Here is a 13,984-nt window from a genome sequence, read left to right on the forward strand (position 1 = left end):
GGTCCAGTCATGCGTAATACCTTTGTGTCTTTCCTGCTGGCCGCAGTCGAGTGGCTGACCGAAAAAGGGTACCGGTTATTAATCGGTGTTGCCATCGTTCTGATCCTCTATGGCGCAGTGGAGGGAGAAAGCCTATTCTGGCTCGTCGCATCGTTCGTGGGCGCGCGATGTGCTTATCTGGTGGCGCAAATTGTCGGGAAACGGCAAAACTCCGGTGACGGGCCGGGTATCGGCGAGACAAACCGGCGATCTCGATTGGAACAGATGAGCGAATGTGCGGGGCTGCTGGCATTTTGTATCCTTGCTCCATTGGCATGGGTGCTGTATACGAGCGAGATCGTCTCACTCCGCTCCAGCCAAAGCTGGCCGGCTGTAGTCGTTGCCTTGCTGGGGTTTATCCTCTATCTCTCGCCTTTTGCTATTTCGAGTCCGGGCGCGCGGCTGCGGCTCATCTGGTGGGGTCTTCCACTGCTGCCTGCGGCGATGCTGCTGATTGTCGGGATTCAGGATCGGCACCCCTACTTGAATCCGGTCAACCCACATCGCGCGGCGCTTGCGGCGGAGCGAGTCCTGGCACTACGCGATGGAATCGCTGCGGGACACCACTATGACTGGGTAACCGCTCATGCCCGTATGCTTGATGAACAAGGAAGTACCGGAGAGGCAATCAGGTTCTATCTGGACGCGCTGCATCTCAATCCCTACCAGAAAGATGTGCGAGAACGGCTTGCTGCGCTATCGCCCGAGATAGGGAAGAATGAACATCTCTCCGATACAATGTTTGCGCGCAAGTGGGATGGCCCATATTGGTCACAGGAGCATATCATTGCTCCCCTCCCGCGTTGCGAATTGGACAAGCGCATGGAAGGAATCGACAGAACGACGATTGTGATCTTGCGTGTGGGTGAGCTAATAAGCGACAGCCTGGTTGACGCGGTTGGAGATGTGATTGCGCGTGAACTGGATATTCCAGTCTGCACCGTGACGCGACCGATACAATTGCCGCCGTACACCCGAATCCGGGGCCTTGTTGACGGCAAGCAATGGGAAGTCTCCTCCCTGACTACAGCAGTTGAAGATTACATCGACTTTTCGCTCCAGGCACCGCTCAAATTCCTGGTTCTGACCTCGGCTGATATCTATAACGGCGGCGCAAACTTTGTCTTTGCAGTCAGCTGGATTAACGGAGGGGTACTTGTCTCAACCGCTCGGTTCGGCGATCCGGTCAAGGAACAACGCCTTGTAGAGTACCGCACCGCCAAGCAATCACTGAGTTCCATCCTGAAGAGTTTTGGCGTACCCGAATCCGCCGATGCCAATTCCGTCTTGAGCTATGCTCGGTCAATCGAAGAGCACGATAGAAAAGGAAATCGCCCGAGCGCAGAGGCTCTGGCGATTTTCCGTGAAAATCTTCGATCACTTGATGCAACATGGAACGCTTACAAGGGTACGTCATTGAAGTAGAGATACCAGGGGTTGCAGACGCGCTTTACCACCGCTGCCGATCTGTTGCTGACGCTGACCGCCGCCCATGCGCAGAATCAACTCAAGGGCGTGATGCACCGGGTCATCAATAGTTATCGCCTGCTCATCATCGACGAGATCGGCTATCTGCCCATGAACCATGAACAAGCCAATCTATTCTTCCAGGTGATCGCAGCCCGCTACGAGAAGGGTGGTTTGATTGTTACCAGTAATTTGCCGTTCGGCCAGTGGGATGCCACTTTCGCCCAGGACGCCACGCTCACCGCCGCACTACTCGACCGCCTGTTGCACCATGCGCGCATGGTGCCGATCAACGGTGAGAGCTACCGCCTCAAAAATCAGCGTGCGGCGGGAATGGTAAAGAGTAAGCGGGAGATCGCACCAAGCGCACAAGTAGTATGCGAACGTAATGGGGGTGTATCAGTTTTAAATCGTTGTTGACATCTGGCGTTTCATCGAAATATTGTCCAGAATGGGATGACTCAAGCATTCTACAGTCAGGGCTTAAATCAGTGTTTTCCTAGGGACTTATTCAAAAAATTAGCACTTAATCTACTCTTAGCTATAGCGTTCGAGTAGCTCGTTAAGCTCCTTGACACACCGCTGAATGTGATCGATAACTTCAGACGAGTCGAGAGCCCTCTTGCCACATTCTGCCAATCGCTACGGATGCTCTCCTGAAGTGTTTCAAGGTCACGGATGAGTTTTTCGTCTGAGGTCACTCGTAATTATTTCTATGGGATGAGTTGCTTTAGCTCACTATTCATAATCTGCTCAATTTCCAAATAAGATAAAGGAATTAGCGGAACTCTTAATTGTGCTGTGCCAGGCTCCCACTTTGTCAAGCGCCCATCTTGTTTCCTTATAAGTTTTCGTCCACTACTTAAGCCCATAGAGAATAAATCTACAAATCTTCTAGGTCCTATTCCAACAAACGCTTCAAATTGTACCTTTTCCTTGTCGTCTTTACCGCTCGCTTCAATAGAATCGTTATGAAGTTTTGTTGCGTAGCTCTTGGGATAAGGTTCAATATATCTAACTTTAGAAATCCCAGCTGCTACGATATGCTTAGCACAGTTGTGGCATGGATAAGTAGTAGAGTATAAGGTGCTCCCTCTGATAGATATCCCATTTCTCGCAGCCGAGATGATTGCTTCCATCTCGGCATGAACAGCACGTCCGTACTCTGAAATGTTGAGTATCCCCGTATCCCTGAGGATTTTTTTCCCCTCTGCTATTAAGCTCTCCTCATCCTTTCGACAATTTGGATAAAGCTTCATCATGATTCTCAAAATGATGTCTCTTTTCTCCATTTCGTTCGAATCTTCGCTTAATATGTGGTCTCTCTTTTCATCCTCAGTAGGCCAGTAAAGCCCGCCTCCGAACCGGGGTACGTCGTTTGCACCGGTGGCGACGATGTCACCGTGCAAATTAGAAATTACTGCACCAACTTGTCTCGACAAATCGGCTGATCTTAGTGATGCTGCATATGCCATAAACATGGCATACTCATCGGCTGTCGGGGTAATTACCGGAGCTGAGAATAAAAGATTCAATATTCTTAAAAGTTGCTTGGAAAGACCTTCTGCGTCATCGGTCGTCACGAATGCATCCGCCAATTTGAAAACGTCCCGGGTTCGCTGACCGTAATCCCCGATTTCCTTGTCATCTCTGTCGATCAGTCGATCAACCTCGCTGTCTGGCACCCCTTTTAAATTTTGAAGATAGTTTTTACGACTAGTGATACTTGAAGATACGCCTAGTAGAAAAAAACCATCACCATAGACACGTCTCAGTGTCTCCACCTCGTCAGGATGTTTTAAGGACCGGATCACGTGCGCCCATCTTTTTAATGGTTGAGGTCCTCCCTCAATCTTGATCCTTTCGTTATTGATAGCGTTGATTGCTAGGAGAGCATAAAAATCACCTCGCTTATAAAGCCCACGGAGAGTTTTCCCGTTATTCATTCCGTTATCAAGTCGCTCGAGTTCCGTTTTTGGGACCTCAAGGTTCTTTAAATATGGCTGGCAAAGCTTACTAACATGAATGAAATTAAATTTATACTGAAATCTCTCAAAAAGAGACTTTAGCCGATTCTGAACATCATCTAGGTTCACCCCAACGGGCGCGACAATGCCAATTATTAGTTCACAACTCTCTGAAGAATTTGAGATCATTGGGTTTTTTTTTGTTTAAGTATTAGTTTACGCAGAAAATGCGCTTTCTTGTCAGATTGAGGTCGCGTATCACTCGCTCCAGGCGGATCAATAAAGAAAGGTAAACAGAGATCTATTTTGTAGCTTCGATTTTAATTTTTCATGGCTGAGCAAACAATTGGACTTAGGTACACCCATTACCGAGTATGGGTATTCCTGGTCTCAGACTTCACGTATGTTTCGACTTGGCAGGGCTGGTTGTATGTAGCCTTCGTGATTGACGTGTTCGCCAGGCGCATCGTGGGCTGGCGCGTGAGCAGTTCCATGCGCACGGATTTCGTGCTCGATGCCCTGGAGCAGGCACTCTACGCTCGCCAGCCCGAGCAAGCCGATGCTCTGGTGCATCATAGCGACAGAGGATCGCAATACATCTCCATTCACTATACGAACGCCTTGCCCAAGCTGGGATTGAGCCTTCCGTAGGCAGTCGGGGAGACAGCTACGACAACGCCTTGGCTGAGTCAGTCAACGGGCTGTACAAGACCGAGCTGATCCATTGCCGAGCACCCTGGAAAACCAAGGCCGCTGTGGAGCTGGCGACCTTGGAATGGATATCCTGGTTTAACCACCACCGGTTACTCGAACCTATCGGTTACATTCCGCCGGCTGAAGCTGAGATAAACTATTATCAGCAACTGGCTGAAAAGGCAACGGTAGACGTCTAACTTAAACCAAACAGTCTCCATGAAACTCGGGGCGATTCAGGGGGCGGTATTCAAACGGTCGGAGGGTTTATCAACAGTTTGCCCAGAAGTATGCTCAGAAAATAGAGGAATGCGATGGCTTTAGAAACGTCAGGCCGCGACTTGCTCGACATGGCCCGCGAGTGCATAGAAGGGGAGGATCTCGGTAATGCAAAGGATCTGATTGGGTTGGCAATTGCGCAGGCGCCGGCGAACAAGGTGTCATTGTGCATGCGGTAAATCAGTTGGTGTATGCGGAGCTCTACAGCAGTGCCCGTAGGGTCGTTGATAATTACCAGACGCAAACTGGAATGATTCTGTCTATGGATTTTACTTATGAAAATATCGTTCAGTGGGAGCAAGCCAACTTAATGGTGGACGATGTGCCGGTCTTCGATCTGGCCACGAGACCATTGCGGTTTGTAGGACTGCCAAATACGCAGCGCGGAAGCCTCTTCAGCTATTTCACAATTAGTGTGCCGGTGGAGGAGATCGAAGTTTCGGAACAGGGGCTTGCTATCACGCAATCCAAAATAAAGTATGCATACAAGTGGAATGAGATCACCCGCGCGAGCATCGTTGCAAGAATAATATCTAACAGAGGGGACTCTTCTCACAAAAAATTTGCACGCTGGAGGTGTCAGGGAAGCGTTTTCAGTTCGATGTTTCACCTGTCTGGTCAGATTTCAGGGAAGCGTTGTTACTCCGTGCCATATTTGCCCGTTACCTGAATATGGAATTCATCGACGAGCGCAAACCGGGCTTCAAGGCAGCGAAAGATGATCCCATCCGGAACCTTAAGCTGGGTAATCTTGCCTGGATGGCAATGATAATAGGTGGATTCATTCTTTTTATTATATTTCTACAATGGAATCAATCGTCTTCCTAGCAATACGCCACTGAGCTCTGAAAACCAAAAAACCGAACGAATCAATTCCCTGCAATATCTGGACGATACGTACTCCAACCCTTCAAGGATATTCAACATGAAAATGCAGCTGAGCAGAATCGCATTGGCCATGGCAGCGCTTGGTGCACCGGCAGCTTTCGCCCCGCCCCTGCCCAGATTGCCGCCGGGCCCAGTCCTACATACATGACAATGCTGACCGGTTGAGCAGTGTTTACTGGGTTTTACCAAGAGACGACCGCTCAGTTTGGCAGATGCCATTGCGAAATGGCAGCATCCGGTGCGCACAGGGCTGCGTAGGCTTCCCACTCCTCGATCAGATTATCAGCACAATCGCGTACTACGTGCGACAGGCGAGGATCATCACGGATAAGGCGCAAGTGAATAATGATTGCCGCTGCAACCGCCTGCGAACGTCTCGCCGGAAAGCGCGACATCAGGCAGATCAGGGCTGCCAGGGCCTGTTCCGGATTCGTGCAGTATTCCGGTAGTGCATCAGCCTGATTGCGGGTCTTGGGCCTCATCCGTTATAACCTCACGGCGTAATACTCGACGACGTGCTGCACCTCGATAGGGAAGGGCACCTCATCGGCGCTTGGCAGGCGGGTGACGACAGCCGATCGGGTCCGAGCATCGAAGCTGATCCATTCCGGGCGGGTAAGGGCAGGGGCTAGCAGGCACTCCATGGTCGCAGGAATGCGCGCTGCCTTATCGGTCAGGGCTATGGCGTCGCCGGTTTTTATCCGGATGGATGGGATGTTCACAAAGCGGCCATTCAGCATGACATGGCAATGACGGACAAGCTGGCGGGCAGCTGCCGCGGTCGGTGCGAAACCGGCGCGAAATACCAGATTGTCGAGGCGGCGCTCAAGCAGTTCGAGCAGTTTCTCGCCGGTCGGCGTCTGGGATTTCTTGGCTTCCTTGAACAAAAGCCGAATTTGGGCCTCCGATAGGCCATAGTTGAAACGCAGCTTCTGCTTTTCCATCAGGCGCACCGCGTAATCGGAACGGCGGCGACTCTTCTGTCCGTGCTGACCGGGCGGATAGCTTCCCGGTTCAAGGGATTTGCGGGACAAGCCCGGCAACTCGATCCCAAGTGCGCGCATGACTTTGAGTTTCGGTCCAGTATAACGTGACAAACGATTCTCCTTTTCGTTTTGGTTGATAGAGCGGCAGGATCTCCTTGACGCATGGAGCCCATCTGGTAGCAAGCAGCAGCGATGCACCTTATCAATCCACTGCAAGGCTGCAGCCGAGCTGTAAGAATCATAATATTATCGAAACTCATTTGCAAATGATTCTTATTATCAATTATGATTTTTACTCGATCTATCACGAATTCTCAGTACGGAGCGCAAAAGCACATTAAGCCGGAGCATTAGCCGCACAGCCGAAATTCTCTTGATCCAAGGGTGTTATTTCTGTTTTATGAAGAGCCAGCTCTTACTACTATAAAGATGAGAATAGCGTTATTTCTAAATATATTAATTGACAACAGTTCTCATTCTCATTATTATTTTGTCGTCGCTTACGGCTTCGATAGATCTGAGAAACCGTTCTCGAGCTTTCAAAAATAAAATAACTGTAGTTTGTTGTCTGCCCGCCACGCCAGGCTCTCACCTCTGGCCGCCAGCCCTGAAAAATCCTGCCAGTCAGGTTTCCCGAAATACCCGCCAGCCGATTCCGCCCGCAATCAATAAGCGTTTGACATGTGGAGTTTCCACATATGCCTGCTCATGTGCCTCTGGCACTCAGGGCTAGCGTACTTGCTTTATTCATTCATCCATGGAGGATCTTGACGTGAAATTGAAATCCATAAGTTTGATTGCCGGTTTGCTGCTGACCGCCCCAGCCCTTGCCGATATCGCCAACGGACCCGATCCCTATGCCGCCGGCTTCGGCTTCGACAAGCCGAGCGATGCCACGGCTGCCTGGGGCGGATGGGCCCGGGGCGATGCGGGTACCGCGTATGCGGAATGGGATAATTTCGTCGGGGGCATGCCCGGCACTCCCTACTCCTCGGTTTATGACTCGTCTGGCGTAAGCAGCGCCACTTTTACCTGGAATGCCGGCACCTTCGGCGCGACCTCGGGAAATCTGTATAGCTTTACCGGCTCTCAGATATTCGACATCGATGTCACGCCTGCTCTCGCTTTCAATGGTCCGCTTACAGTGGCATTGCAATTCGAAACCTGGGGCACAGTGATGGATTACGGCAGCATCCAGCTGAATGGAATAGCGCCCACCAGCGCGGGAGTAACCTATACCGATCCTAACTTCTCCAGTTCCATGGGGCCGGTCGAGTTGAACCACTATCTGGCGGTATGGAATCTGAACGCAGCCCCAACTGTGTTTCACATAGATATGCAAAGTATCGGACCGCACCAGAGCTTCACGCAAGCCGCCCTGGATATTGCCGCTCCCGTTCCGGAACTCGGTGAATGGGCCATGCTGTTGGCCGGACTGGGGCTGATGGGGACGATTATTCGCCGGCGTAGTGCCGGAAATAATACCCAGGTATAGAAAAGAGTGATGGTGCGCGGTCGGGCCAAGTGGAACAGAAATATAAAGCCTGCCTTCTGGCGGGCACGCTACTCCTGCCTGCATACGCGGCCTATGCCGAGGTAGCTGCCGATCAGGCTTCTACCTTTCCTTCCCCATGCGCGGAACGCGAACTGAAAATTGCAGCCGCTGCCGCTTTTCCAAAGCCCACCCCAGAGGCCGGCTCCCCACTGGTCGCGGCAACGGCTCCGTGCATGGATTCACTACCTGAAAAAGCAGGCGCGGAAAATGTGCTTCGCACTATTTCCGTGTCCGCGCCCCGCACCGAGCGCGACATGAAAAACGTGCCGGTCACGCTGAACGTCATTTCCGCAGAGACGATAAAGGAACAAATGGCTACGTCCATCAAGGATTTGATCCGTTATGAGCCGGGGATATCGGTCGGCAACAATCCATCGCGTTTTGGCCTGAGTGGTTTCAATATCCGTGGACTGGACGGCAACCGCATACTGATCCAGATGGACGGGATCCGCCAGCCGGACAATTTCGTCATTGGCGGTTTTGCCAATACCGGCCGCAACCTGGTCGACGTCGGCATGCTTTCCGGCGTGGAAATCCAGCGCGGAGCCGGTTCCGCCCTGCAAGGGTCGGAGGGAGTAGGGGGCGTCGTCTCGTTTCGTTCCCCGGAGCCGGAGGATTTCCTGAAAGGCCGCTCGTTTGCCATCAGCCCTGAAACCATATACCAGGGCGTGGATCGCTCGCTCGGCATCATCGGCACGCTTGCTACGGGCAATGAATATCTCAAGCTGATGCTGCGGGGGGTGCAGCGCAGTGGACACGAAACCGCCACCATGGGTACGATAGGGGGCACCGGTATAACTCGCACCAAAGCCAATCCCCAGGATATCGATACCCTGAACGGGTTGGCAAAGCTGGTGTTCACGCCGTTTGCCAGTTACCGGGCGACGTTTGCGGCGGAAGGATTTGAGCGCATCGTGGACACGGATATCCTATCGCTGCCACGCGGTCGGCGGGTTGGAATCACGACGAAGGATGCCTATGATCGCGACCGGATCTCGCTCGACCAGCGCATCGCGAATACACCGGCCGGCACGATCAACCTCAAACTCTACCAGCAGAACAGCAGGACCCGGCAGCATACGCGCGACGAGTTTCTGGATAGATCTCCCGCCGCCGGCGACCAAAGAAGCCTCATCGAACGCGACTTCGACTTCAGGCAGACATTGACCGGAGCGAAGCTGCAAACCGAATCGATATTTGAAATGTGGGGCGCTCATACCCTCACATGGGGGGGAGAAGCCTTCCGCACAGATACGAAGCAGGTACGCGACGGTGTGGAAAGCAACCTCACGCTGGGCACGCAGAAAAAGCACGTCGGCCCCGACTTTTTCCCGACGCGGGACTTTCCGCCTTCAAGCGCCACCCAACTGGCTGCATTCTTCCAGGATGAATGGTGGCTGTCCGACCGGTTCACGGTTGTCGCCGGTTTGCGCTATGACAATTATTCTCTCAAGCCCAGGCCGGATGCGCTTTTCATTGAGCGCAATCCAGGCGTAGATGTGGCGGATGTCAGGCTCAGCGCATTTTCGCCCAAGCTTTCCGGCATCCTGCACATGGGCTATGGTTTTTCATTCGTTGCCCAATACTCGCAAGGATTCCGGCCTCCGCCATACAACGATGTGAATATCGGCTTTACCAATTTAAGCGCAAGGTATACAGCGGTTGCCAATCCCCATCTCCGGCCCGAAATTGTGCGTGGCGGGGAGTTATCGTTGCGTCATGACAGCGACAGGGGCACCGTATCCCTCACCGCCTACGATAACCGGTATGAGGATTTTATCGACTCCTCGCGTCCTCTTGTCTGCCCCGGCGATCCTCTGTGCGTGCCGGGACTGATGACATTCCAGTCCCGCAACCTGCCAAGGGTGCGCATCTATGGCTTTGAAGGCAGGCTGGACCAGCAGCTATATCCCGGTTGGCGTTTGCGCGGCAGCTTTGCCTGGACAAAGGGGCGTGACCTCGAAACCGGGCTCCCGATCATACAGATCAACCCGGCCACGGGCGTACTGGGCTTGTCCTATGAGCGCGGCCCGTTCCGCATCGAATCGCTTGTCACGGCGGCAATGCGCAAGACAGCCCGCGAATCGAGAGGCGTGAACCGATTGCTGCTGCCGCCCGGTTATACCGTGATGGATCTTCTGGCCCAATGGAAATTTGCGCGCACCGGCAGGCTGTCCGTAGGCATATTCAATCTGCTGGACGAGAAATACTGGCAATGGGCGGATGTGCCCGTTAATGATCCGCACACCGCCGACTCGGTCGGCGGCCCCGACCGCTATACCCGACCGGGGCGCAACTTTTCCGTGAGCCTCAGCTACCAATTCTAAACCATGAGAAATTCCAGAGACCTGAGAAATTCCAGAGATCTGAACGACAAGCCATCGGTGCGGCTGCTGTTGGCGGCCTTGTCGTGGCTCACCAACAAGCCGCGCCCCGGCGACCCGGCAATGCAATTGGCCATTGCCCATCACATTCATATGCTCGTCCTGCACCCGGCATCCGATAGCCTCGATGTTCAGGCGGCTTTCTACATGGCAGGCAAAGCAGGCATGGATGCGGAGGGGCTCCTCGCACGTTTTTCTGCCGTTGCGACAAACCTTCATTGAGCATGGTCCTGGGACAGCTCTCAAGCCAGCCAGCTGGCTCCGGCCCTGACAAAATGAAATTGTTCAGGGATCTTCATATTCCGGTCGATTCTGTACGTTTTATCAAATAGTAAGGAAAACATGAATACGAAAAAACACATGTCAATGCTCAAACCCTGCTATTGCCTTGCGCTGGTTGTGCTGCTGGCGGTATCGATCAAATCCGGTTTTGCGGAAGAGACCTTGAGCAGAAAAGACAGGCAGACAGGATTTCTGGTTGTCGCAGCGGATCGCGGTTTCCTTGGCAACGAGGAGATCATCGACGAATTCCACCTGTTTGCAAAAGGACGCAATGCTTCACTGGTATTCGTTACTGACGAACGCACGCAGAAATACCTCGATACGGAGGTGGACAGGCTTTTGCAAAGAGGCGCGGAGCGCATCGTGACGATTCCGTTGTTTGTGTCCCCGCAGGATCCCCGCTATCGACTGGCCCATAACCTGCTTCAAGGCGGAAAAGTCAGCGTACCGGTTTCGTATGCACGCTCCTACGGCGAGAGCGTCTTCGCCGTAGAGGCGCTGGCGGATAGATTGCGCACTATTCGATCCCCCGCGGATACCAGCCTGATCGTTGTGGGGTACGGTGCGGTGGACAACGATAGCGAGCAGAGAATGCTGGGTGACTGGAAGCATATCGCGGAGAAGGCCGCTGCCGGGTTTGATTTTGCATCCGTCAGCGTGGTGATCGGTCATGATAAAAAAGATGAAGCAGAAAAATACACTGCTAGGCTGAAGCAGGAACTGGCCGGCGCCGCCGGCCCCGGGGGCGGCAAAATCGTTGTGATGCCATTTCACCTCGGCCCCAGGCTTGACAGCATGATGTCGTTCGACGCGAAGCTCAAGTGGCTATTGCCGCCGGGTGCTCAACTGGTTTCCGAGGATAGTGCGGGTATGCAACCGAATGACGGAACTGGGCGCAGCAAAAATATCCCCCCGATCACCGCCGGACTGGCGGTGTGGTTTGAGCGTGAAGCCAACCTGAGCCAGCCGCTTGCCGCCGAAGATGTCGGAATCGTATTTTTGTCCCACGGTGCAGACTTCAACTGGAATGAAACAATGCGCGAGTCGGTACAGCCTTTGGCCAAGCGGTACAAAATCGAATTCGCATTTTCCATGGCTGACCCGGTGACAGTTGAGCGTGCCATCCGCAAGCTGGAGCAGCGCGGCGCAAAAACCGCGATAATCGTGCGGGTATTCGCGATGGAGGATAGTTTCCGCAAATCGGTTGAACGCATGGCCGGGTTGGACGTGGAAGGCATTGCACAGGACGCTGCTGATAATCATGCCGGGCATGGGCATGGAGAAGGCGCCAGCATTCCGGCGCCGCGCATCCTTTCCCGTTTGCCTATTCGGACCGTGGGCGGCTTGGAGTCCCATTCGCTATTTGCCGCCGCATTGCTTGAGCGCGCTCGCGCGCTGTCCAGGAACCCGGTGCGTGATACCGTTATTTTGGTCGCGCATGGTTCCGGTAGTGATTATCAGAACGATCAGTGGAACAGGGTGTTGGAGAAAATGGCCGCCCATATGCAAAATGCCGGTAAGGGCGAATTTCACGCAATCAAGGTTGCAACCTGGCGTGAAGATTGGCCGGACAAACGGGAACCATGGATCCGCAAAGTCCGGGACATGGTCGGAGAGGCGGGAAACGATGGAGGCAGAGCGATTGTGATCCCTGCTCGAACCACCGGTCAGGGACCGGAGAAAGAGTTCCTTTCCGGCCTGGAGTTTGACTTGGGAAGCGGATTTGCGCCCCACCCACTGTTCATGCAATGGGTGGACGAGCAAATTCAAATGGGATTGGCGCAATTTGCCGAGACGCGCCGTGCATCAATGGCGATGCTTGAGACTGATAGAATTAAACAGGAAATAGTCCCGAACAGGCCGTCGCGTTCCAATCACGCATTTTATAAACTGATAAAGCAAATCAAAAAAAGAAAATAATCGATGGCAACTGGCGATAAACCAACTACTGGGATCGAAGAGCAGGAAGAGACCCTGGCCCTACTCAAGATACTGGCACTTGGCAACCGTGAGTCGAGCAGGGACACTTTCTTTCCGCCAACGATGTGTTTGACGAGCTGGGCAAGGAAGATGCGCAGTGAGTGTTTCTGTCGTGTTTCTGAGATCGGCAGAGATTGACCTGAAGGAACTGAAAAGCGACATCGTCAAAAACCTTGGCAAGAAAATCTGGCAAGCCGATTACAGAAAGATTCAAGAGGTTGTAGGCACCCTGCAGACCTCCCCGCTCCAAGGAAAAATGCCTGAAGAACTTGGCCGACTGAACCTCACTCGGTATCGCCAGGTTATTTCAGGCATGAACCGGATCATTTATGAAGTCAGGCAAGAGACGATCTACATTCACGTTGTTTGCGATACTCGCAAAGACATGAAGTCCTTGGTTGCAAAACGGCTTCTAAGGATCATCTGAACAAAAGATAGCGATAACAAGAGAGTTATCCACGTAAACCTGTCGCTGAACTGGACGACTCGAGCGGGCCAGTCAGATGGTTGCATTGCGCCTCGGCTTCACCATCAAGGGAACGGTAAGCGCATTCGTCACGGTATACCGTGAGGGTCGGCTGAAAAGCGCATCGATAAATCCACTGCCATAATATCCTTGGTGAGGCTGCCGACGGAAATCCGGTCTACGCCGCTTTCGGCTACCGCACGAACGTTGTCGAGGGTAATTCCTCCCGATGCTTCCAGCGCCGCCGCCCGGTTGGTCAACCGCGCGTTCAGGATGACTGCCTCGCATAAAGTGCCGAGGTCGAAGTTGTCCAGCAGAATCAGTTGAGCCCCCGCATCCAACGCGGTGCGCAGGTCGTCCAGTGTTTCCACTTCAATCTGAACAAACACTCCTGCCGGGGCAATTCTTTTCGCGGCGCGCAGGGCAGGTTCGATCCCCCCCGCCGCGGCGATGTGGTTTTCCTTGATGAGTATGCCATCGTATAAACCGAGACGATGGTTTGCGCCGCCGCCGCATTTGACTGCATATTTTTGCGCCAGGCGCAGCCCCGGCAGCGTCTTGCGCGTATCGACGATTATTGCCCCGGTTCCGGCCACTGCGTCTGCATAACGCCTGGTTTGCGTTGCTACAGCCGACAACAGTTGCAAAAAATTGAGTGCGGCACGCTCCGCTGTGAGGAGAGGCCGGGCATTGCCTTTTATCTCGCAGAGCTGCTGGCCGGCGCCGATCGCTTCACCGTCCTGGGAAAACCAATGCACTTCGGCTTCTGGCGACAGTTGCCGAAAACATGCGTCAAACCACTGAGTGCCACATAAAACTGCATTCTCGCGGCTGACAACAGTGGCGACCGCGGTTTTTTCCGCAGGAATGAGGCTTGCAGTAAGGTCACCCGCACCAATATCCTCGGCCAGGGCCGCACGGGCGTTTTCTTCAATTGTAATCGCTAGATCCATGAACTCATCGTGGCTTTCTTATGTTATGGAATCGGAGTATTTTAT

12 protein-coding genes and 2 pseudogenes are annotated in these 13,984 nt (G+C 53.2%); 10 read left to right on the plus strand and 4 right to left on the minus strand.

What is annotated here, in order from left to right; all coding sequences use genetic code 11:
• The first annotated feature begins 9 nt into the window (after nucleotides 1–9).
• Nucleotides 10–1,464 carry a zinc metalloprotease gene (locus F822_RS14400; protein ID WP_025040022.1) on the plus strand — a complete coding sequence of 485 codons (1,455 nt, stop codon included), beginning with the start codon at nucleotides 10–12 and terminating at the stop codon, nucleotides 1,462–1,464.
• 9 nt (nucleotides 1,465–1,473) lie between these two features.
• Nucleotides 1,474–1,845 (plus strand): annotated as a pseudogene (locus F822_RS14405) (ATP-binding protein); the annotation flags it as partial.
• Between the two features lie 374 nt (nucleotides 1,846–2,219).
• Here F822_RS14405 and F822_RS14410 read toward each other — a convergent pair.
• Nucleotides 2,220–3,662: an anti-phage dCTP deaminase gene (locus F822_RS14410; RefSeq protein ID WP_025040020.1), complete on the minus strand. Its 1,443-nt coding sequence runs from the start codon at nucleotides 3,660–3,662 to the stop codon at nucleotides 2,220–2,222.
• A gap of 198 nt (nucleotides 3,663–3,860) precedes the next feature.
• On the opposite strand from F822_RS14410, the pseudogene F822_RS14415 reads away from it, so the two are divergent.
• From F822_RS14415 to F822_RS14420, 3 genes and pseudogenes are all read left to right on the plus strand, one after another.
• Nucleotides 3,861–4,366 (plus strand): annotated as a pseudogene (locus F822_RS14415) (IS3 family transposase); the annotation flags it as partial.
• A gap of 114 nt (nucleotides 4,367–4,480) precedes the next feature.
• The gene (locus F822_RS15515) at nucleotides 4,481–4,624 is read left to right on the plus strand and encodes a hypothetical protein (protein ID WP_156304440.1); all 144 of its coding nucleotides are present in this window, start codon (nucleotides 4,481–4,483) and stop codon (nucleotides 4,622–4,624) included.
• Nucleotides 4,625–4,707: 83 nt separating this feature from the next.
• Entirely contained in the window at nucleotides 4,708–5,115 is a 408-nt protein-coding gene (locus F822_RS14420) for a hypothetical protein (protein ID WP_197272840.1), read from the plus strand.
• A 418-nt stretch (nucleotides 5,116–5,533) separates the two neighbouring features.
• Here F822_RS14420 and F822_RS14425 read toward each other — a convergent pair whose 3' ends face one another.
• The gene (locus F822_RS14425; protein WP_025040015.1) at nucleotides 5,534–5,815 is read right to left on the minus strand and encodes a hypothetical protein; all 282 of its coding nucleotides are present in this window, start codon (nucleotides 5,813–5,815) and stop codon (nucleotides 5,534–5,536) included.
• A 3-nt stretch (nucleotides 5,816–5,818) separates the two neighbouring features.
• The gene (gene rpsD / locus F822_RS14430; protein WP_025040014.1) at nucleotides 5,819–6,430 is read right to left on the minus strand and encodes a 30S ribosomal protein S4; all 612 of its coding nucleotides are present in this window, start codon (nucleotides 6,428–6,430) and stop codon (nucleotides 5,819–5,821) included.
• 661 nt (nucleotides 6,431–7,091) lie between these two features.
• Here rpsD and F822_RS14440 point away from each other — a divergent pair.
• The 5 genes from F822_RS14440 to F822_RS14460 all read left to right on the plus strand — a co-directional run bounded on the left by F822_RS14440 (nucleotide 7,092) and on the right by F822_RS14460 (nucleotide 12,947).
• The gene (locus tag F822_RS14440) at nucleotides 7,092–7,814 is read left to right on the plus strand and encodes a VPLPA-CTERM sorting domain-containing protein (RefSeq protein WP_156304441.1); all 723 of its coding nucleotides are present in this window, start codon (nucleotides 7,092–7,094) and stop codon (nucleotides 7,812–7,814) included.
• A 29-nt stretch (nucleotides 7,815–7,843) separates the two neighbouring features.
• A complete protein-coding gene (locus F822_RS14445; RefSeq protein ID WP_025040011.1) occupies nucleotides 7,844–10,201 on the plus strand; it encodes a TonB-dependent hemoglobin/transferrin/lactoferrin family receptor in 2,358 nt (785 codons plus the stop codon).
• A 3-nt stretch (nucleotides 10,202–10,204) separates the two neighbouring features.
• The gene (locus F822_RS14450) at nucleotides 10,205–10,480 is read left to right on the plus strand and encodes a hypothetical protein (RefSeq protein WP_025040010.1); all 276 of its coding nucleotides are present in this window, start codon (nucleotides 10,205–10,207) and stop codon (nucleotides 10,478–10,480) included.
• Between the two features lie 120 nt (nucleotides 10,481–10,600).
• Nucleotides 10,601–12,460 (plus strand): hypothetical protein, encoded by a 1,860-nt coding sequence (locus tag F822_RS14455; RefSeq protein ID WP_051536575.1) that lies wholly within the window; start codon nucleotides 10,601–10,603, stop codon nucleotides 12,458–12,460.
• Nucleotides 12,461–12,617: 157 nt separating this feature from the next.
• A complete protein-coding gene (locus tag F822_RS14460) occupies nucleotides 12,618–12,947 on the plus strand; it encodes a type II toxin-antitoxin system RelE/ParE family toxin (protein WP_025040008.1) in 330 nt (109 codons plus the stop codon).
• Between the two features lie 128 nt (nucleotides 12,948–13,075).
• On the opposite strand, the gene nadC is transcribed toward F822_RS14460, so the two are convergent.
• Nucleotides 13,076–13,939 (minus strand): carboxylating nicotinate-nucleotide diphosphorylase, encoded by an 864-nt coding sequence (nadC, locus tag F822_RS14465; protein ID WP_025040007.1) that lies wholly within the window; start codon nucleotides 13,937–13,939, stop codon nucleotides 13,076–13,078.
• Between the last annotated feature and the right edge of the window lie 45 nt (nucleotides 13,940–13,984).

This window comes from Nitrosospira briensis C-128 (genome assembly GCF_000619905.2).
Classification (GTDB): Bacteria; Pseudomonadota; Gammaproteobacteria; order Burkholderiales; family Nitrosomonadaceae; genus Nitrosospira; species Nitrosospira briensis.